The organism is Lacibacter cauensis (genome assembly GCF_007830055.1).
Classification (GTDB): Bacteria; Bacteroidota; Bacteroidia; order Chitinophagales; family Chitinophagaceae; genus Lacibacter; species Lacibacter cauensis.
In genome coordinates, this window is record NZ_VLLE01000004.1 from 697,232 (window position 1) to 717,304 (window position 20,073).

Genomic DNA, 20,073 nt, shown 5'->3' on the forward strand with positions numbered 1-20,073 from the left:
TTAAGTATGATTAATTTGATCGTTCGAGGTATTGTGCCAAGCGTTCAATATTCTGTTGCAGGCTTTCACCTACTTTGTATACTTCAACAAACTGATAATATTCTTCCTTCGTTGGAAATAACATTTCCCAATGCATCAAAGTGTTTTTTTCTTGCGCTTCAAACTCAATTGTTGCAATAAAATGATGACCACTGAGATGTTCGTATGCGATCTTGTTATTCACAACCACTTCGGTAAACACACTTCTGTTATCATAATCCGTACCATCCGGGCCGTGCATCACCAATAACCATTCGCCACCGGGCTCCAGATCCATTTTTGTAATGGTGTTGGTAAAACCGTTTGGTCCCCACCAATGCTTGATATGATCGGGATTGCTCCACACTTCCCATATCTTTTCAACAGGTGCATGAAGCAATTTTGTTAAGCGGATAAAACGACCTTCCTTATTATTTTCTGCCGGCATTCTTTTTTGTTTTTGGTTGCTGTTGTATTTTTTCGAGATAGGTTTCCAGTGCATCCAGTTTCTGTTCCCAGAATTGTTTGTACTGTTCGATCCATGCTGATACTTCGTTGAGTGCATCCAGTTTGGCTTCGCAATAACGCTCTCTGCCTTTTTGCTTAATGATGATGAGTCCGCACTCGGTCAATATTTTTACATGTTGCGAAATAGCCGGCCTGCTCATATTAAAATTGCCCGCCAGCGCATTCAGGTTCTGCGGTTCTTTCACAACTAGCCCAATGATTTCTCTCCGTGTGGGATCGGCAATTGCCTGGAACACATCTCTTCTTGCTTCGTATGCCATATGTAAGCGTTTACTTACACGAAAGTATGTGTAAGTATTTGCTTACGCAAATTTTTAGAGAAGTTTTTTATCTGGGCGATATAGGAATGGCATACCTATCGATCACTTGCCCCGGATGAACTATTTTTGCCGGATGCGTTTGTTACTCACCACCCTTAATGCAAAATATATTCACCTCAACCTGGCAATCCGCATTTTGTATGAGTTGAATAAGCACCACCAGGGTTTATCGTGGAAGGAATTTACCATACGCATGAATGTGGACGAGATTGCCAAAGAATGTGCAGATCATGATGTGGTAGCTTTCAGTTGCTATATCTGGAATATTACACAAACACTGAAGGTGGCGAAAGCGATCAAGGCCATTAACCCCAACTGCAAAATTTTATTGGGCGGACCGGAAGTAAGTTATGAATGGGAAGAAATCATTGCTCAAGATTGTATTGACTATATTATTACAGGTGAAGGTGAAATTCCGTTCCATGAATTTTTAACGCATTACCCGAACGTAGAAGCCGTTCCGAATCTTGTATATAAAGTAGATGGAGAAGTTCGGTACGAAGAAAAAGGCGTTACCTATGATGTAAGCAATTTCATTGGCGTGAATCCTTACATCAACGACCCAACAGAAGATCTCTACAACAAGGTTTGTTATATTGAAACAAGTCGTGGTTGTCCGTACAAATGTGGTTTCTGTCTGGCAAGTTTGGACAACAATGTACGTTACCTGCCAATGGCAGATATTAAAAGCAATCTGCTGTATTTAATGACGCATGGCCGGGTGATCAAATTCCTTGATCGTACATTTAACATGAAGCGTGATTTTACACTGGATGTATTTCAATTCATTCTCGATAACCATAAGCCGGGCAATGTGTTCCAGTTTGAAATAACGGCCGATATTCTGCACCCCGATATCATCAAGTTCATCAACGAAAAAGTGCCGAAAGGTTTATTCCGTTTTGAAATTGGTATTCAAACGGTAAATCAAAAAGCAAACCTCGAAGTAAGCCGCAAACAGAATTTCGAAAAAACAAAAGGCATCATCAGGCAAGTACAGGATGTGGTTGATCTCCATCTCGATCTCATCGTTGGTTTGCCGCTCGATTATTTTGAAGATATCAAATACAGTTTCGAAGAAGTATTTAAACTCTTTGCACCGGAACTGCAATTGGGCTTTTTGAAATTTTTAAGAGGAACACCGGTGCGTAAAACCGCAGCTGCACATGGTTATGTATACGATCCGGTAGCGCCTTACCAGATCATTAAAAGTAATTACCTCAGCAAAGAAGAATTGCGACAGGTTACCTTGGCAGAGGAAGCATTGGAAATTTACTGGAACAAGCCACGTGCCATCCACACACTCAAATATGTTACGGCGTATTACAGTGTGTTCGATTTCTTACAAGGATTAGGTAATTACTTTACCCAACATTCCGATTTACACAAACATGATCTGAAAGATGTGTACACGATCTTGTTTGCATATGCGAAACAAACTTATCCTGAAGATGTGGTGTTGCAGCAACTCATCAGCATCGATTATTATCTGCAGCATAAAATAAAACCGGTGTCGTTGTTATTGCCGGAGCTTGACGCATCCATCAAACAACAACTTATTGAACAACACAAACTCAATCATCATAAACTGCGTTTTGCGATGTTGCCTGTAAGCTTCAACTGGCAGGAGTTTGTACAGCACAACCATATTATTGCAGCTGATGTTGTTTTGGCTATTTCATTTGATGGCAAGAATAAGCCGGAGGTGCTGGAAAATATCATAGCGAAACACAGCAGATAACCCCTTGTTTGAATTTCGTAATCCTCCGTTTCATTTTCGTTAGAGCAGCACAGCCATATATTCTTCTTTTGCACCTGTAATTATACAGGTTTATGAAAAAGAAATATGGCGTTCAACTTCTGTGCTTACTCTTTACAACTGTGCAATCATTTTCGCAGGTTACCGACAGCACTAAACCTGTACAGCATGTTGGCGGTACTGTTACTGCCACACAAAACGGTGTTTCGCTGATACCTTCTTTTTCCCTGAACAAGCCAGCGGTGATGTTTGACTTTAACATTGGCGGAAAGAAGTTAACCTTTGAACCTTTCCTCCGCTTTGGTATGGATGGGAAGCCCTGGAGTTTTATTTTCTGGTGGCGCTATAAACTTGCCACTGCTGATAAGTTTAAAATGAGTGTGGGCGCCCACCCCTCTTTTGTTTTCAGAACCATCAGTAATCCGCAGGTGCCAGATGCGTTGCAGGTAAGCCGTTTTGCCGCCTTCGACCTTACACCTTCGTACAGAGTTACAAAAAACACAACCGTGGGCGTGTACTACCTGTTTTCCAAAGGTCTCGATGCATCGAGCGTACGCTATACGCATTTTGTAACACTCAATGCCAACTTTTCGCATATTGGTTTAGGTAAAACCTTGTATGCGAAATACGTTCCGCAGGTTTACTATCTAAATATGGCCGGACGTGATGGCTTATATGTTACCCACTCACTTACACTGGCAGCAAATAAATTTCCGTTGAGTGTACAAACCATTATGAACAAAGCATTGCATACCGAACTGGCAGGCAAAAACTTTGTGTGGAACGCCAGTGTTATTTACAACTTCAACAAAAATTATGTGCGCCGTTAAGCAAACAGAAACAGTAAGTTTGTGGGCGATGCGCAAGCTGGAAACCATAGAGGAATTCTACAAGCGGAAATTTAATTGGGTGCCGGATAATCTGAAAAATGAGATCGGCCATTTCAATGTATTCCGTTTAGATCCCTATGTGGGCAGTGCTGCCAAACCTGTTCCTTACAGCCGGCGTGATTTTTATAAGATCACCATCACACTCGGTAGCGGCAAAGTATTTTATGCAGATAAAGGGTACGAAGTAAAACAGCAGGCCTTAACTTTTTCCAGTCCGCAGATACCGTACAAGTGGGAGCGGCTCGATGCAATTACCGGCGGGGTATTCTGCATTTTCGATCAGCATTTTTTTCACCAGTTTGGAAATCTCAATCAATACGCTGTTTATCAGCCGGGCGGCAACCGTGTGTTTGAGCTGAGTGATGAACAACTGGCAAAAGCATCGGCTATCTTTCAACGCATGTTTGAAGAAATGAGCTCAGATTATCTGCATAAATATGATGTATTGCGTACACTGGTACTGGAGTTAATTCACTTTGCATTAAAAATGCAACCCAACCACGACATCAGTCAACAACAACCGCAAAATGCATCGCAACGGATTGCTACTTTGTTTGCAGAATTACTGGAGCGCCAGTTCCCGGTTGATGAGCAGCATACACAATTAACGCTTCGCAGTGCGGCCGACTTTGCTCAACAGCTGAATGTACATGTGAATCATTTAAACAGAGCGGTAAAAGCCATTACCGATAAAACCACCTCACAAATTATAGCAGAACGTGTATTACAGGAAGCAAAAATTTTATTGAAGCACAGTCCATGGAATGTTTCTGAAATTGCACAAGCCTTGGGCTTTACAGAAACAACCCACTTCAATAACTTCTTTAAGAAACATGTACAATTGAGCCCGTTACAATTTCGGAACGTACAATAGATAGATTCCGTGGGTCTTTATCGCTATGATGTCCTCAGAGTTCTTATTGCAATTCTTAGCTAATCGAAGTGTACTTTTATGAATCAATACAATCTATGAAATTTCGTTTTGTTGTCCTTTTATGCATCTTTTCCATTTCTTGTAGCACAAACAGAACTGCAGAATGGCATACACTCGATTACGGTGTGTTTCAATTAAAAGCTCCATCCGATTGGAAAAAATTTAAACGTCAAGGCATTGACAGTTATGTTGGCGGTTTAACAAATGAAATAGATAGTCTTTGGTTCGATTATGGCTGGTACAGTTATGACCTCGGCGATGAAGATCCATTAAAACACAAGTCTGGAGTTGATACTGTTAATGGGTTACCCGCAAACATTGTAGTACCAATTACTCCGGGCGAAGGAACCATTGGCATGTACATTCGTGTAAACAGAAAAGACAAATTCAGTATCAGAGGTTATGATATAAAACAAACTGACACCATACTCAACATATTTAATTCAATTGTTTTTAAAGAAAGTGATACGTCTAAAAAACGAATATTGAATACTGCTAATTTGAAGGAGCAGCCAACCGGCTCCGGCAAAACCTTGTATCTAACAAATTGCGCAAGCTGCCATGCTGTAATTAAAACACTTACCGGACCTGCACTAATTGAACGAGTAGAAATTAGAGATAACGAATGGATCTACCGATTTCTTACAAACCGTAAATCAATTGGTATTGATACCGCAAATATTGCTTTAAGAAAAAAATTTGGTCTTGCGTGTTACGAATTCCCTAATCTAACAAAAGATCAGGTTAGCAGAATTGTTGATTATATCAGAAATTAATTGCAGCATTTCTATAAAGATTATATATGGACAGATAGTCTTAAGTTCCAGAAAAACTATTCTTTTCAGAAAAGAATTTCAGTACACGATCTCCTATGAATTGCTAACATCCATCATCATTAGTACATTCGTAACGGATGCGCCGCTTCTTGCAAACATATAAACAGATTCTTCTTTATGCCGCTTCAATGGTTGGGCTGCTTATACTGTTACAGGTATTGCAATACCGGTTTGTACTGGTCAGTCATTCCTTTGAAATTTATATGTTCTGTATTGCAGTTGTGTTTACAGGCTTGGGCATCTGGCTGGCCTTAAAACTGGTGAAACCGAAAAAAGAAATTGAAACCATTGTTGTAGAGAAGAATGTGTATGTAACTACACCCACAGAAGAAGATCTTCAACAGATGGAAGCACAACGCCAGAAACTCGGTTTAAGCAGCAGGGAAAGCGAAGTGCTGCAACTGATGGCCGAAGGACTGAGCAACCAGGAAATTGCCGATCGGTTGTTTCTTTCGCTGGCAACAGTGAAAACACATTCCTCCAATTTATTCCTGAAGCTGGATGTAAAACGCAGAACTCAGGCGGTGGAGAAAGCTCGGCAGCTGGGGTTGATTGTGTAGAGATTGGGCTTGACCTGACAGGTTGAGCTTTCACTTCAATCATCATACCTGTTGTAAAGACAGCTTTATAGTTATTAACCTGTCAGGTCGGTCCGGAGTTTGGTCTGACGGTTTGCAACCTTACCCATCAATGTTTCCTCCCTCTTTCGTATGATTTTGCAACTCCAAACCGTATTTCATACTTTAGTATGAGCACTTTTTACAGCCCAATGCCCATCTTTATTTCCTAAAACAATCACTGTATGAAAAAGAATGTTCTTGTCTTCGGTCTTATTGCCGGTTTAGTTGTTTCGCTTTTTATGGGTATTAGCATGACGGTGATGTACAACTCACCCAAAGCCGATCATGGTGTGTCGTCGATGGTCATTGGCTACCTCAGTATGCTGGTGGCCTTCTCGTTTATTTTTGTTGCCGTAAAAAATTATCGTGATAAACAAAATGGCGGAGTTGTAAGCTTCGGCAAAGCATTTACAATGGGCTTATTAATTGCATTGATCGGTTCTACCATGTATGTGATTACCTGGGCTTTCCTGTATAATTTTTATATGCCCGATTTTATGGACCGCTATTGTGCGCAGATGATTGAAAATGCAAAGCCCACCTCCTCTCCTGCAAAAATTAAAGAGTTAACCGAGCAGTTGAATACGCAAAAGGAAATGTATAAGAATCCGCTTTATTTTATCATGTTTACCTATTTCGAAATATTACCCGTTGGTATTTTAGTTGCGCTTATTACAGCGTTGATATTAAAACGTAAAACAGCAAAAGCTGCATAAATTAAAAGCGGGCTGCTCCAAAATTGAAGCAGCCCGCTTTTCAATCTAATCAGAATCTATAACTATGGTGAGGTAACCCACTCACCATTCACTACTCACCACTCACTATCTTAATCCTTAAACAACTTCACCGGTGTGCTTTCTGCCAACTTTCTGTAAGCAGCCCATTTGCCGGTTACAAATTCGTTGATCTTGTTTACACTCTCCGTTACTGCTGTTTCAGCCTCAACCACCAAACGTTCTGTTTGCGCAGTGGGTGCTGCAATTTTTCCGCTAATTTCCTGGCGTGCCACACCTAAGATACTTTGTGTGGTAATATCAGCATAACGGGTAATCCCTTGTCTGTCGCTGGCATTACGGCCAAAGATGGTTTCACGGATCTTCTTAATTTCATCACGCATTTTCGTGGTTTCTTTGCGCAGGCTGTCTACATCTTTTCCTTCTGCACCACGCAACTGTCCTTCTAGTTTGGTAAGCGTTTCTTCTGCATCAAGAATTTTATCGATTGCTGCAGTTAATTTATCGGCACTCACTTGTAAACGATCGAACATTTTTTTCTTCGCATCATATACTGCACGTGGTTGCGGTATACGTGGATCGTCTTTTACCGTAACCATAGTGCTATCGCTGAACTTACCAAGTGTTACCACCATTTTATACGTACCGGGATAAACAGGCCATCCACCACCTTGCTCATTTGCACCGGGACGTGGTTTTGGACTGCCGGGGAAACGACTTCCTTTTGTATCGAAATTCCAGTAGAAACGGTTTAAGCCACTATCTGCTTTTACTTTCAACATGCGCAACTGTGCACCCGCTTCATCATAAAACTTAACCACAGCACTGTCTGCTTTTGCTTTACTGGTATCGGCTGCATGGTTAACAAAGAACGAAAGCATCGCTCCTCTTCTTCTGTTTTCACCTTCAAACAAACCCCAGGTGCTCCATTCGTAACCGGGAGCATTACGGAAGTTAGCTTGGTAAGCCGTTGGTGCTTCTATCACTTTTAACTTCGTAGCTTGCGCTGCGCCATTTGCTTTCGCTGCTGCACGCAACGGACGAATATCATCCAACACCCATACTGCACGACCAAAAGTTGCAATCACCAAATCTGCTTCACGCTCCTGGATGGTTAAATCGTAGGTTGATACACTGGGGTAACCATTCTTCCATTGCTGGAATGTTTTGGCATTATCCAGGCTCACCCACAAACCATGTTCTGTTCCCACAAAAATCAGGTTGGGTTCTGTTGGATCCTGGATCATACACAAAGCATAACCTTTCAATCCTTTATTGGCCAACATATTTTCCCATGTTTTACCAAAGTCTTTGGTACGGAAAATAGTAATGGAAAAATCGCCACGGCGATAATCGTTACTCACCACAAACGCTTCACCTTCGTTGTAACGGCTGGCTTGTACTTGTGTAATCCATGCACCTACATTCATTCCAGGAATTTTTCCACGGAAGTTGGTCCATGTTTTACCGCCATCTCTTGTTAACTGCACATTACCATCATCGGTACCTACCCAAATAACATCTTTGTTTTTGGCAGATGGTGCAATGGCCATGATGGTGTTGAAATTTTCGGCACCGGTAATATCCAATGTTAAACCGCCTGTTTCTTCTTTCTGCTGTTCGGGATTGTTGGTTGTAAGATCGGGAGAGATGATGCTCCAGGTTGTTCCTTTATCGGTACTCTTGTGCAAAAACTGGCTGCCGAAATAAACCGTGTTCGCATCGAACGGATCGAGTGCAATACCACTGTTCCAGTTGAAACGCATTTTCTTTCTTGCTTCAGGAGCAGGCGGACGAACAAATTCTGTTTGACCTGTTGTTACATTGTAACGGCCAACAGCACCACCTTGGCTCATAGCATACACCCATTTGCTGTCGGTTGGGTCGGGCACTACATCAAAACCATCGCCACCCCACAAACTTTCCCAATAGTAGTTGCGGATGCCGCCATCAATCCAGGTGTACGCAGGTCCACGCCAGCTGCCGTTATCCTGCAAACCACCCATTACGTTGTACGGAATTTCATTATCGACATTGATGTGGTAGAACTGACCGAAAGGCAACTGCTCATCGAAGCGCCATGTTTTACCACGGTCTTTACTGATGCCGATACCACCATCGTTTCCTTCAATGATTAAGTTTTCGTTTGTTGGATGAATCCACCATGCATGGTGATCGGGGTGAATGCCGTTGTAAGGAATCAATGTGCTGAAACTCTTACCGCCATCTTCACTTATCGTAACAGTTGAATGAATATCGTAAATCCGGTTTTCATTTTTCGGATCAACATAAATTTCCTGGTAATAGAACGGACGATCGGTGATCTGTGCAGGATCGCTGTTAACCAGCTTCCAGGTAAAGCCACCATCTTCACTTTTATAAAAACCATTTTTGGTTGCTTCCACTTTTGCATACACAATGTTGGGGTGCGAAGGCGCAAATGCTAAACCGCAACGGCCCAACGGATCGGCAGGTAAACCATCTGCTTTACCCAGCTTCTTCCAGTTTTTACCACCATCAACTGTAATGTAAATACCGCTGCCTGCACCACCGCTGTTAAAGTTCCATGCTTTACGCTGGTGCTGCCACATGTTGGCAATGATCTTATTGGGGTTCGATGGATCCATCACCAACTCTGCACAACCACTGGTATCATTGGTGTACAAAATACGTTGCCAGGTTTCGCCACCATCAGTTGTTTTGTACACACCACGTTCGCTGTGGATGCCATACGGGTTACCAATGGCTGCAGCGTAAACTGTATTGGGATTGGTGGGATCAATCAAAATACGATGGATGTTTCTTGTCTTTTCCAAACCCATGCGCTTCCAGGTTTTACCACCATCGAGTGTTTTGTAAATACCTTCTCCCAAATTGAGCGAGTTACGTGGATTACCCTCACCTGTACCAACCCAAATAACAGCAGGGTTGCTTTGCTGTACTTTAATGGAACCGATGTTGAGCAAAGGCTGCTCATCGAACAAAGGCCACCAGGTAGCACCGCCGTTATCGGTTTTCCAAACACCGGCACTGGCGCCGCCTACAAAAATTGTTTCAGGATTGCTGTGCAGTGCATCAATGGCTGTAACACGGCCACTCATACCTGCGGGGCCAATGTTACGGGGTTTCATGTTCTTAAACTCTTCCAGCTTAACCTGTGCCATGCTTTGCATACCAAATGCAAGCAAGCCCACTACGGGCAGGCACTTCAGAAAAATTTTTCTCATTACAGATTGGTTTTAAGAAAATGAAGTTGAGAAAAGAACAGCAAGCATCAAAATGTTTTTGATGAGAGGTAGAGCTGTTAAGCACCGTAGAAATGTGTAAGCCCGAAATAGCTGAGTGTTAAGAACACCGTATCAACCAATCCGTGTACAATGATGTTGATCCAGCTGTTTTTCCAGCGCACATAGATGAACCCGAAAGCCATACCAAAAGCAAAAGTGGTTACAGCACCCGAAACACCCTGGTAAATATGTGGTACTGCAAACAAAACAGCACTGATGATTACATGCAACACAGGCTTGTTACCCATCATACGTTGCAGTTGTGCAAATACATACGAGCGAAAAAACAATTCCTCACCAAAGGCTGCACTCAGCCACATTAAACACAGCCATTTTACATACAATGTTGTATTTCCTTTCAGCATGGCAAAAGCAGAATAGTCTGCAGGCTCGTTGAAGAGTTGGGTTATGGCAGGCTGTACGATAAAATCCATGCTCATCTCCAGTACAACGTAAACTAGCAAAACAATCAGCAACTCTTTTGCTGCTAACCGTTTCAACTGTAAGGCCTGTATACTCCTGTCTTGCAACCAGGTAAACAAAAACACCAGTGCACTGATGGTACAAAAGGTATACGGAAATGTAAACAACGGTATATACATCACCGAAAACGGTAACAGTAAAAATAAAACCGCTGTCCATTTGTTTTGTTTTTGCGTTGTGTGCAGTACAGGTTTGTTCATGTGTACAGATTAGTTGCATGTTTAATTACGCTGCACGGTGGTGCATTTGTGTTTCGGCTTGTGTGCTTTGCTGTTGAAGAACAACTGCTGTATCAGCCGTATGCTCCGGAATTAACGGATACGATATGTGAATACAGCCCCTGTGCTGAAAACAATTGAGGCATTTGTGCTCACTGCAGTCGTGTGCTGCAGCAGCTTGTTTGTCGGCAAAGTGTTTTTCGTTCATTGTGATGTAAGGTTTGGTTAACAGTAACTATACGCAAACATATTGCTGCATGTTACAGACCGCAATACAACAAGGCATGAGTTGCAAAAACAATTGCATGAATTGCTGTACTGCTGTTTCATATAAACCAGCAGTACAGTTCATGCGGCAAGCACAACAGTTCATACAGTAAACGGTTTTATTTAAAACTGCAGCAACCAAATTTTGCAGCATAAACCTTATTATCATGAAACGCTTCCGCAAAATTTTAAAGTGGACGGGTATTATCCTCTTGTTCATTATCATATCGGTAACTGCTTTAACAGCTACACGACAAAATCAAACATTCGACGCACCTTATCCTGCTATTAAAGCCACAACAGACAGTGCTGTTATTGCAAGAGGCAAACACCTCGTGTTTAGTATTGCACACTGTGCCGATTGCCATAGTAATCAAAATGCAGACTCATTATTGCAGCTGGGTATTGAGCCCAGCTTAAGCGGCGGGCATAAATTTGAATTACCGATTGGTAACATCTATGCCAAAAACATTACGTCTGATAAAGAAACCGGCATCGGTAATCTTACAGATGAAGAAATAGCAAGAACACTTTATTATGGTGTTGGCTCAGATGGGCGTGCTATGTTCGACTTTATGCCGTTTCACAATGTGAGCGAAAGCGATATGCAGGCCATCATCTCCTACATCCGCACACAAAAGCCGGTAAAGCACGAGGTGCCTGCACACGAGTTCAATGCATTGGGTAAAGTAATTAAAGCATTTATGCTGAAACCAACAGGACCCAATGGTGCAATTCCGAAAACCATTACACCCGATACTTCGGCTGCATATGGCAGTTACATTATCAACTATGTGGCCAATTGCGCAGGTTGCCACACCCAGCGTGATGCAATGACGGGTGCTTACATTGGTCCGCACATGGCTGGTGGCAATGTGTTTGCAGAACCGGGTAAAGACACACTCATTTCTCCAAACCTTACTCCTGATGAAAGCGGCAGACTCAACGGCTGGAATTTTGAATTATTCAAAAACCGTTTCAGAAAAGGTAAACTTATTAAGCACACACACATGCCATGGGATAGTTATAAACATATGACAGATGATGAGCTGAAAGCAATTTATAATTACCTGCAAACTATTGAGCCTGCAAAAATGCCGGCGGTTAAATAATCACGCTTCAAACGAACACTTATGTTTCTTCAACTTGTATTTTTTATAAACCTGCTGCTGTACAGCGTTATCGTCAGTCAGTCGTTTATGTACATGATTGCGTTGCGTAATGTACAGGAACAACTCGATGCTGCAGCTTATATCCAATTACGCAAACTCATCGATCAGAATTTTCTGCGCAAGTTTAAACCGGTAATGTATGCCGCATTGGTAAGTGGTTTGGTACTGATTGTTCTTTGCTTTATGGATGGATCGGAGTTTTTACGCATCGCTTCTGTCATTGCTTACCTGGCTTTATTAACTGATGTTGTATTAACCGTTAAAGGCGATTTGCCAATCAACGCCATCATCAACAGCTGGAGCGAAGAAAGCTATCCTGCAGACTGGAGCAATTACCGCAGCAAGTGGTTACAGTATTTCAGTGGCAGACAGGTGGCGAATATTTCCGGCTTTTTGGTTTTAACAGCCACCGCAGTGTTTGCATAACAGCGAAAACAGTTGAGGAAAAAATATGTTTTACAATTCATACCGGTTTTTCCTCAATTCATACCGCATTTTTGCATACGCCCACAGGGCTTTACTAATTTGCGGCCTATTAAAAACCTTATCATTATGCGTACATCTGTATTGTATACAGCATTTGCTGTATCAGCTATTACTCTTTTTGCAATAGCCTGTAACAACAGCAGCAAAGAAACCGCTGCCGAAACACCCAAAGCCGACTCTGCTTCACTTGTAAAACGTGGCGAATACCTGGTTGGTATTTCCGGTTGCGACGATTGTCATTCACCCAAAGCAATGGGCCCTAACGGACCGGAGCTTGTGCAGGAATTACGTTTGTCGGGTTATCCATCTACACGTCCCGTTCAGGAAGTAGACAAAGAAAATTTAAAGAAAGGCTGGGCGTTGTTCGGACCTGATTTAACCAATGCTGTTGGTCCATGGGGTATGTCGTTTGCAGCAAATATTACCAGCGATGCCAGCGGTATCGGCAACTGGACAGAAGCACAGTTTTTCACTGCACTGCGTAAAGGAAAATACAAAGGCCAGGAAACAGGCCGTCCGTTATTACCACCCATGCCATGGATGAATTATAAAAACATGAGCGATGAAGATCTGCGTGCCATATTCTACTATTTAAAAACAACCAAGCCGGTAGAAAATATAGTGCCTGCACCAAAAGCACCAACAGAATTATAAGTTTGAGCAGGTACAATTCAAACAGTAAATAACTCACTTCACACAAAAGCCGCTTCAGCAGCGGCTTTTTCATTTTCATCTTTACAGTCTTATCATCAAACAAAGCACTTATGAAATACAGGAACCTGTTGCTGGCACTGGTATTCGTACCGGCCATATCAAATGCGCAATTAAACGGTTTAATCAACAAAGCAAAAAACAAAGTAACCCAACGTGTAAATAACAAAACAGATAAAGCCATTGACGATGCGTTGGATGAAATAGAAGGTAAACCAAAAAAGCAAACACCAAACAGCAGCAATACAAACACCGAAACAACCAAACAACCGGCCGTTGCTTCCTATACCAAATACGATTTTATTGCAGGCGAAAAAATTTTGTATGCCGAAGATTTTGCTGCTGAAGCCATTGGCGAATTACCGCTTGGCTGGAACACCAATGGAACCGGCGAAGTAGTTACCATACCCAATCAAACCGGCAAATGGTTGCGTTTACACAAATCGTTTATTTACCTCAGCAACAACACAAAAGAATTTGGCGACAACTATACCATTGAGTTCGATATGCTGCTGCAGCTAAAAAACAACGGCTGGGGTTTTCCCGAATTATCGTTTGGCGTATTGGCATCGGGTACATTGAGTACAACCGATAACAGTTTTCTGAAAGACTACGATGTGAATGCTTCTGTTTTAACAAGCATTTATCCGGGTGCTTCATCGCCAAGCCGGTTAAAAATAGTATCGCAACTGAATAACGGCACCTACTTCAGCAGCAGCGAAAAAGAATACGGTGAACTTGAAAAATATTATGGCAAACCGGTGCATGTAGCTGTACATGTGCAAAAAGAACGCTTGCGTATCTGGGTTAACGAAACAAAAGCATTTGATGTACCCAAAGCCGTTCCGCTGGAACATAAAATGAACCAACTGTTTTTTAAGATCAGCCATACCAATTATGCAGAAAACGATTATGGATTATTCATCAGCAATTTAAAAATTGCAACAGGCTTACCCGATACAAGACATAAACTGCTGGAAGAAGGCAAATTTTCAACCACAGGAATTTTATTTGATGTAAACGCTGCGGTCATCAAACCCGAATCCTTCGGCATGATAAAAGAAATCGCAACGGTATTAAAAGAAAACCCAACCGTTAAGATCAGGATCGTTGGCCACACCAGCAGCGATGGTGATGATGCCGCTAATCTCGAGCTGTCGAAAAAACGTGCAGCAGCGGTAAAAGAATTACTCATAAAAGAATATGGCATTGATGCAGCGGTAATAGAAACCGATGGCAAAGGCGAAACACAACCTGTTGCCGATAATAAAACAAAAGAAGGTAAAGCGGCTAACCGCAGAGTGGAGTTTATAAAACTGTAACCATGAACACAACCACCATGAAATACATCCTGTTTGCTGTTCTGCTGCTGGTACACGCTTCCTCGTTTGCACAAACACAGGCCGACGTCAACAAAATGATGAAGATGACGCCTGCTGAACTGGAAGCGTACAAGAAAAAGATGATTCAGCAGCAAACAGCCAAGGCACAGCAAATGGCTGAGCAATACAATCTCAACATCAACACATCTATACTGCCAAACGTAGAAATAAAACCACCGGTTAAAGATGTAAAGCGCCTGGCACTCATTCCCGTAAAACCACCTACACGAACCGAACTGGTTACAAGTTTACAGCAATCGGTTCAGCAAGTGCAAAAAGGAATTCCTGCACCAACAGTAAAAGAAGTGGAGCAGTTTGTAGCATCGAAAAATATTGCACAAATACACGATGCAGCCATCTCTACTTTCTACAACAACAACTCTACACAGGGAGTTTTGATGATGATGAAGGCGGTTGCTGCCAACCCCGATTCGTTGCAGATGATGAACAACCTTGCGGCCATGTACAACATGATTGGTGTGCAGCAAAAAGCAGTGCCCCTTTTGCAATATTGTTTACAGCAATTACCCAACAGCAGTATTGTCTTAAATAATCTCGGGCAGAGTTATTATGGGTTGGGAGATCTGTTTACGGCTGCTGCTTATTTGCGTAAATGTCTCGATATCGATTCGCTCAACATCGAAGCCAACCACAGCATGGGCATGCTGCATTACTTCAAAAAAGAATACGATGCAGCCATGAAGTATTTCGAGCGGGAAATGAGTGTGGCTTATCGCCGCAGCACCATGGCCATGGCCTACAAAATGGGTAAGAAATTTAACCTGCGTGCATTGGCCCAACGCCGCAACCAGCGAAAAGGAGCAAAGCAGAAAGATGCGTTTGAAGAAATTACACTCGGCAAATTTTCGTTACCGCAGTATCCGGGTTCAGCAAAAGAAATTACCGAAAACAAAAACGAATACCTGGCTTTTACACAAAGTGTACAAACAGAAATGCTATTCTGGCAACAGAACGCAAGCACTGTTTTAGCCAAAGCACCAAAGGGTGATGTGTATCCCGGTGTTTATCACGATTTGGTTGAAGCCATGCTGGAAGAGCTGGATGAAGAATTTACACCTGAATATCTCAACCCGTATAGCAACGATGAAGCAGCCGTTGCGCAGGAAATTCTGCAGCGCAATGCCACAGCAATCATCTCCGTTAAATGTCCTGAAGCTCCGCCGGGCAGCAGCATACAGGTACAACAGGAGTTTATTATTGCCTGTTGCGAAAATCAAAAACGTCCGCTGGCCGATAAATTATTAACGGAGTTAGGTAACCATATCAAACCGTTGTTCGATCTGGGCTTGTTGCGCTGTAAAGCATACATCAACCAAATGGTAGCTATTGTACAATTAGATCCAAGCCCTGCCAACCAGGCCATGGTCTATAATGCAGTGTCGGGCTATTTTACGTATCTCAGCACAGCGTTGCTTTTTTATACGGGTGGTGAAGTAAATAATCTGCTGCCTGATTGTGTGCCGGATTACAAACAGGTTAACCTTGACAGTCTTGTACAATCAGAACGTGATTGGAAGATGGCTTGTCCATCGTGGATGAATATTGAAGTAGATCTCGGTGGCGCTGCTGTAAAAGCCGATTGTAACAAATACGCTATTGAAGCAGGCGAAGGTATTATGGCGGGTTTTGAACACGAATTTAAAAGCGGCAATTCAACACTGCTGATTGGTGTTGGTGCAAAAGCAGAATTTTTGGGTATGGCAAAAGCCGAAGCTAAAAGCCAGTTCTATTTCACATTCGATAAGAACAAAACGTTTTCTGATTGGGGTGTAAAGAACACAGGTGAGTTGGGTATTTCCGGCACACCACTTCCCATAGGCGGCGTTGATGTAGGCGGTACTATTGCCGGTATCGAAATAAGCAATACGCACAGTTTAATGAGTGGTGCGTACGAAGAAAGCTTTGAAACAAAAGGTGTCATTGCAGCCATCTTCAATAAAAATTAAACGGCAGCCAATCCCTTTTATATGAAACATACACACAGCCGTATTTTGCGTGTTGCCTGTTACCTGCTTGCCTATATTTTGTTTACAGCAAAGCAGCAACGCAACCGAATTGTATAAATAGCTGTATCAACTGCGGTTTACACTGTACAAACGGGTTGTCCCCAACAAACGAATCGTTTACATTTGAGAAGCTAAAACTTCGCACTTGTACAAACTCATCGTCACCTGCTTTCTTTGTTTTCTGCTGTTTACGGTAAAGGCACAAAAGCCCCTGCAGTTTTCGTTTACACATTACACAACAGAAACAGGTTTAATTTCAAACCAGGTAAATACTGTTGTACAGGACGAGCAGGGTTATTTATGGATTGGTACAATGGAAGGGCTGCAGCGGTACGATGGTGTACGTTACAAAGTGTTTAAACATACCGAAGGCGACAGCAACAGTATTCCTTCCAGCCATGTACAGCAACTCATCATCGATTCAAAAAAAAGAATCTGGTTACTTGCGGGCGATGGTACGGTGGGTATCTGGGATCATAAAAAACTGCGGTTTAAACAGGCAGCGGTACGTTACAAACATCCCAACATTCAATACGTACAGAAAAGCCTTCGTGTTGACGAATACGGGCATGTGTTCTATCATATGCCCTCCATTGTAACCCTCACCTTTCACGAGCGTCGCAACGAATTTTCAGAGAAACATAATTTCTTCAAAACAAAACCGGGCACGCTGATAGCCGAGTTTGTACAACAACCGGGTACCAAGCGTTACTGGATCTCGATTCATGGTGGTGGCTTTGCTGTGTATAACGATGTGACTAAAACCATCAGCTATGCCGGGCGCAACGTAGAAAAAATTAAAGCCATCGATTTTTATGAAGGATCGATTCGCCCGTTCAATATTTTCTTCGACAAACACAACCGCATGTGGTTTCAAAGCTGGGGACCCGGCTTTCCTGAATTGTTTGCTTACGATCTGCAACAGGAAAAACCGTTGGTTGAAAAAATTAATTTTCACAGCAAAGAGCGTGGTTACTACGAAACAAGAGCGTTTTTCAACCAAAGCAACGGCAGCATTTGGGTAAGCGGTTTAAAAATACTTGCCCGCTATAACGAAACGCTCCGGCAATTTGAATTTGTACCACTCGGAAGTAATGCCATTCACGGTATTGATGCTATTGGTATAACCGGCATGTACGAAGACCGTGAACACAACACCTGGGTTGCCACAGGTAATAACGGACTTTATCGTTTTAATCCCGAAGAAGAATATTTCACCAACATCAAACACATCAACCACGTTTCCGGTAAAGAAGGTGTTGGTTCTGCCATGTCGTTTACCGAACTGAACGATGGCACGGTGTTAATCGGTACCTGGGGCGATGGGTTGTACCGCTACGATAAACAGTGGAACGAAATACCGTTGAATATTGCAGGTATCGACAATAAAAATTATTACTCTGCCTGGAGTATGTGTCGCTCAAAAGACAGCAATACCATCTGGCTTGGGATGCAGCCATCAGTAGCAAAAATCGATCAGAAAAATAATCGCTTCACCATATACAATCCTGCTTCGCTGCCACAGAAAACCATCCGCTCTATTTCGGAAGATGTATATGGTAACGTATGGATGGGACTAAACGGAAGCGGCCTTTACAAATGGAATGCACAAAAAGGAAAAAATGATTTTAATGCAGGTATTGAGAAAATTACTTTCATCCCCGACCGAAATGTGAACCACATCATTAACGACAGCAAGGGCAATGTATGGGTTGCCACTGCTACAGATGGTGTTTTTGTAATCGATCCCGCATCGAACAAGCAACTGCTTTTCTTTAATGCTACTGCACAAGGTGCTTACAAGTTACCCGAAGAAGCAGCTTCCTGCATATTGCAATACAACGACACAGCGATGCTTATTTCGATGGGCAAACGTATTGTGTTATACAACACGGCAACCAAAACCTCACGGATTATTCTTAATCCTGCAAACATATCGGGCTATATCGCTTCTATGGAAAAAGACAGCGATGGCTATTTATGGGTTACAACCACCAATGGATTGTACAGGGTTGATATGCAGACCAGAGTGGTTATCCGCTTCAATCGTTATGATGGTATGGATAACGATAATTTTGTACTGGCCTCGTCGTACAAGTTTAAAGACGGGCGTTTGTTATTTGGCTCACCCGGTAATGCCATTGTTTTTCAGCCTTCTGCCATGCGTTTATCGGAACCCACCTTACCAGCTGTAGTCATCAATGAGTTTAATGTATTAAACCGTCCGCTGCTGGTAGATTCATTATTGCAGCAACCGCAAATTGTATTACAGTATCAGCAAAACTCTATCGAAATAGCGTTTGCCACTATGAATGTTACCAATCCTTATCTCATACGCTATAAAATGGAAAAGCTGGATAAGGAATGGCGTGTGGCCGAACATGATTATACAGCGGTCTATTCTTACCTGCCGCCCGGCACCTACAGGTTTTTAATAAAGGCAGAAGATGCAAACATGAAAGCAGGTCCCGTAACAACGCTTACGATTGTAATAAAACCTCCTTTCTGGAAAAGCTGGTGGTTTTATGGCCTGTTAATACTACTGGGCGCTGGACTGTTGTATTGGATTGATAAGGAGCGTATGAAACGAAAAGAAGTGATGCTGCAAATGCGCACCTCTATTGCAAACAACCTGCACGAAGAAGTAAATATTGCGTTGAACAATATCAACATGCTCAGCGAAATGGCCCGTATTAAAGCCGATAAGGATGCAGAAAAATCGAAAGAGTTTATTGAGCAGATCCACAGCAAAAGCCATAACATGATTATTGCTATGGACGATATGCTGTGGAGCATCGACCCGGAAAACGACAGCATGGAAAAAACCGTACTGCGGTTAAACGAATACATTGCTGCGCAGAACAACCGTAACAACAGCTTATACGAGTTGCAGGTAGATGAGCGGATTCTTAAACTGAAGCTGAACATGCAACTGCGGCACGAAACATTTTTACTGTTTAAAGAAACCATCAGCGCACTCATCAAAGCAAACGTGCAGCAATGCCGCATTTTTATTGGCCTGGAAAAAGGAAACATTATGTACACCGCCGAGTTTAGTAACGAAGGGGGCGACATGCAGCAACTTACCAATGTGCTGCACAGCAATGAAATGACCAGGCGACACCACTCCCTTAAAGCTGCACTTGATACTAATTTTAATAAGAGCCATTCAATAGTAACCCTAAAAATTCCGATAGACAGACCGGAGCAATAGCAGCAATTCATGCAGGTATTCGGTCAATTCATAACGGATTACCCCCTGCCGACAGCAAGAATGATGGATTTTTGTACAGGTGTGAAAGCAAAAAAGAGCAAAAGCAAACTGTTTGCGGTCTATACAATGCAATTCATAACAACGTTGTACCGTTTAATGCTGCTGTTACTGCAGCTTGTTCGGTACA

At 42.5% G+C, this 20,073-nt stretch carries 17 protein-coding genes; 12 read left to right on the forward strand and 5 right to left on the reverse strand.

What is annotated here, in order from left to right:
- Positions 1-10: 10 nt before the first annotated feature.
- Together IQ13_RS13235 and IQ13_RS13240 are read right to left on the reverse strand one after the other, a co-directional pair.
- Positions 11-466, reverse strand: a complete 456-nt coding sequence (locus IQ13_RS13235; protein ID WP_144886853.1) for an SRPBCC family protein — start codon at positions 464-466, stop codon at positions 11-13.
- Positions 450-806, reverse strand: coding sequence for an ArsR/SmtB family transcription factor (locus IQ13_RS13240; protein ID WP_144886854.1), 357 nt, complete (start codon positions 804-806; stop codon positions 450-452). Before IQ13_RS13240 ends, IQ13_RS13235 begins: the two co-directional genes overlap by 17 nt.
- Positions 807-921: 115 nt before the next feature.
- On the opposite strand from IQ13_RS13240, the gene IQ13_RS13245 reads away from it, so the two are divergent.
- The 6 genes from IQ13_RS13245 to IQ13_RS13270 all read left to right on the forward strand — a co-directional run bounded on the left by IQ13_RS13245 (position 922) and on the right by IQ13_RS13270 (position 6,621).
- Positions 922-2,607: a B12-binding domain-containing radical SAM protein gene (locus IQ13_RS13245; protein ID WP_199758256.1), complete on the forward strand. Its 1,686-nt coding sequence runs from the start codon at positions 922-924 to the stop codon at positions 2,605-2,607.
- Between the two features lie 92 nt (positions 2,608-2,699).
- On the forward strand, positions 2,700-3,455 hold the full coding sequence (locus IQ13_RS13250; RefSeq protein WP_144886855.1) for a hypothetical protein: 756 nt from the start codon (positions 2,700-2,702) through the stop codon (positions 3,453-3,455).
- A complete protein-coding gene (locus IQ13_RS13255) occupies positions 3,442-4,389 on the forward strand; it encodes a helix-turn-helix domain-containing protein (RefSeq protein ID WP_242009541.1) in 948 nt (315 codons plus the stop codon). The genes IQ13_RS13250 and IQ13_RS13255 overlap by 14 nt, the downstream gene beginning before the upstream one ends.
- A 95-nt stretch (positions 4,390-4,484) precedes the next feature.
- The gene (locus IQ13_RS13260) at positions 4,485-5,225 is read left to right on the forward strand and encodes a c-type cytochrome (protein ID WP_144886856.1); all 741 of its coding nucleotides are present in this window, start codon (positions 4,485-4,487) and stop codon (positions 5,223-5,225) included.
- 137 nt (positions 5,226-5,362) lie between these two features.
- On the forward strand, positions 5,363-5,845 hold the full coding sequence (locus IQ13_RS13265; protein WP_144886857.1) for a response regulator transcription factor: 483 nt from the start codon (positions 5,363-5,365) through the stop codon (positions 5,843-5,845).
- A gap of 242 nt (positions 5,846-6,087) precedes the next feature.
- Positions 6,088-6,621, forward strand: coding sequence for a DUF4199 domain-containing protein (locus tag IQ13_RS13270; RefSeq protein WP_144886858.1), 534 nt, complete (start codon positions 6,088-6,090; stop codon positions 6,619-6,621).
- 110 nt (positions 6,622-6,731) lie between these two features.
- Here the strand turns inward: IQ13_RS13270 and IQ13_RS13275 are convergent, their stop codons facing one another.
- From IQ13_RS13275 to IQ13_RS13285, 3 genes are all read right to left on the reverse strand, one after another.
- Complete coding sequence (locus IQ13_RS13275) at positions 6,732-9,866, reverse strand: VPS10 domain-containing protein (protein WP_199758257.1); 3,135 nt, start codon at positions 9,864-9,866, stop codon at positions 6,732-6,734.
- A 77-nt stretch (positions 9,867-9,943) separates the two neighbouring features.
- Complete coding sequence (locus IQ13_RS13280) at positions 9,944-10,609, reverse strand: CPBP family intramembrane glutamic endopeptidase (protein WP_144886859.1); 666 nt, start codon at positions 10,607-10,609, stop codon at positions 9,944-9,946.
- A gap of 25 nt (positions 10,610-10,634) precedes the next feature.
- Positions 10,635-10,835 (reverse strand): hypothetical protein, encoded by a 201-nt coding sequence (locus tag IQ13_RS13285; RefSeq protein WP_144886860.1) that lies wholly within the window; start codon positions 10,833-10,835, stop codon positions 10,635-10,637.
- A gap of 226 nt (positions 10,836-11,061) precedes the next feature.
- Here IQ13_RS13285 and IQ13_RS13290 point away from each other — a divergent pair, with 226 nt between their 5' ends.
- From IQ13_RS13290 to IQ13_RS13315, 6 genes are all read left to right on the forward strand, one after another.
- Positions 11,062-12,006, forward strand: a complete 945-nt coding sequence (locus tag IQ13_RS13290) for a cytochrome c (RefSeq protein WP_144886861.1) — start codon at positions 11,062-11,064, stop codon at positions 12,004-12,006.
- A gap of 21 nt (positions 12,007-12,027) precedes the next feature.
- Positions 12,028-12,492: a hypothetical protein gene (locus tag IQ13_RS13295; protein ID WP_144886862.1), complete on the forward strand. Its 465-nt coding sequence runs from the start codon at positions 12,028-12,030 to the stop codon at positions 12,490-12,492.
- A 126-nt stretch (positions 12,493-12,618) separates the two neighbouring features.
- A complete protein-coding gene (locus IQ13_RS13300) occupies positions 12,619-13,206 on the forward strand; it encodes a c-type cytochrome (RefSeq protein WP_144886863.1) in 588 nt (195 codons plus the stop codon).
- A gap of 110 nt (positions 13,207-13,316) precedes the next feature.
- The gene (locus tag IQ13_RS13305; RefSeq protein WP_144886864.1) at positions 13,317-14,585 is read left to right on the forward strand and encodes an OmpA family protein; all 1,269 of its coding nucleotides are present in this window, start codon (positions 13,317-13,319) and stop codon (positions 14,583-14,585) included.
- A 2-nt stretch (positions 14,586-14,587) separates the two neighbouring features.
- Positions 14,588-16,612 (forward strand): tetratricopeptide repeat protein, encoded by a 2,025-nt coding sequence (locus IQ13_RS13310; RefSeq protein WP_144886865.1) that lies wholly within the window; start codon positions 14,588-14,590, stop codon positions 16,610-16,612.
- A gap of 205 nt (positions 16,613-16,817) precedes the next feature.
- Positions 16,818-19,886: a ligand-binding sensor domain-containing protein gene (locus IQ13_RS13315; protein WP_144886866.1), complete on the forward strand. Its 3,069-nt coding sequence runs from the start codon at positions 16,818-16,820 to the stop codon at positions 19,884-19,886.
- Positions 19,887-20,073 lie beyond the last annotated feature (187 nt).

Coding starts and splice junctions, on each gene's coding strand:
- IQ13_RS13295 (WP_144886862.1), top strand. CDS start 12,028: ATGTTTCTTCAACTTGTATTTTTTATAAACCTGCTGCTGTACAGCGTT.
- IQ13_RS13255 (WP_242009541.1), top strand. CDS start 3,442: ATGTGCGCCGTTAAGCAAACAGAAACAGTAAGTTTGTGGGCGATGCGC.
- IQ13_RS13250 (WP_144886855.1), top strand. CDS start 2,700: ATGAAAAAGAAATATGGCGTTCAACTTCTGTGCTTACTCTTTACAACT.
- IQ13_RS13300 (WP_144886863.1), top strand. CDS start 12,619: ATGCGTACATCTGTATTGTATACAGCATTTGCTGTATCAGCTATTACT.
- IQ13_RS13285 (WP_144886860.1), bottom strand. CDS start 10,835: ATGAACGAAAAACACTTTGCCGACAAACAAGCTGCTGCAGCACACGAC.
- IQ13_RS13270 (WP_144886858.1), top strand. CDS start 6,088: ATGAAAAAGAATGTTCTTGTCTTCGGTCTTATTGCCGGTTTAGTTGTT.
- IQ13_RS13310 (WP_144886865.1), top strand. CDS start 14,588: ATGAACACAACCACCATGAAATACATCCTGTTTGCTGTTCTGCTGCTG.
- IQ13_RS13305 (WP_144886864.1), top strand. CDS start 13,317: ATGAAATACAGGAACCTGTTGCTGGCACTGGTATTCGTACCGGCCATA.
- IQ13_RS13235 (WP_144886853.1), bottom strand. CDS start 466: ATGCCGGCAGAAAATAATAAGGAAGGTCGTTTTATCCGCTTAACAAAA.
- IQ13_RS13260 (WP_144886856.1), top strand. CDS start 4,485: ATGAAATTTCGTTTTGTTGTCCTTTTATGCATCTTTTCCATTTCTTGT.
- IQ13_RS13265 (WP_144886857.1), top strand. CDS start 5,363: ATGCGCCGCTTCTTGCAAACATATAAACAGATTCTTCTTTATGCCGCT.
- IQ13_RS13245 (WP_199758256.1), top strand. CDS start 922: ATGAACTATTTTTGCCGGATGCGTTTGTTACTCACCACCCTTAATGCA.
- IQ13_RS13290 (WP_144886861.1), top strand. CDS start 11,062: ATGAAACGCTTCCGCAAAATTTTAAAGTGGACGGGTATTATCCTCTTG.
- IQ13_RS13240 (WP_144886854.1), bottom strand. CDS start 806: ATGGCATACGAAGCAAGAAGAGATGTGTTCCAGGCAATTGCCGATCCC.
- IQ13_RS13280 (WP_144886859.1), bottom strand. CDS start 10,609: ATGAACAAACCTGTACTGCACACAACGCAAAAACAAAACAAATGGACA.
- IQ13_RS13275 (WP_199758257.1), bottom strand. CDS start 9,866: ATGAGAAAAATTTTTCTGAAGTGCCTGCCCGTAGTGGGCTTGCTTGCA.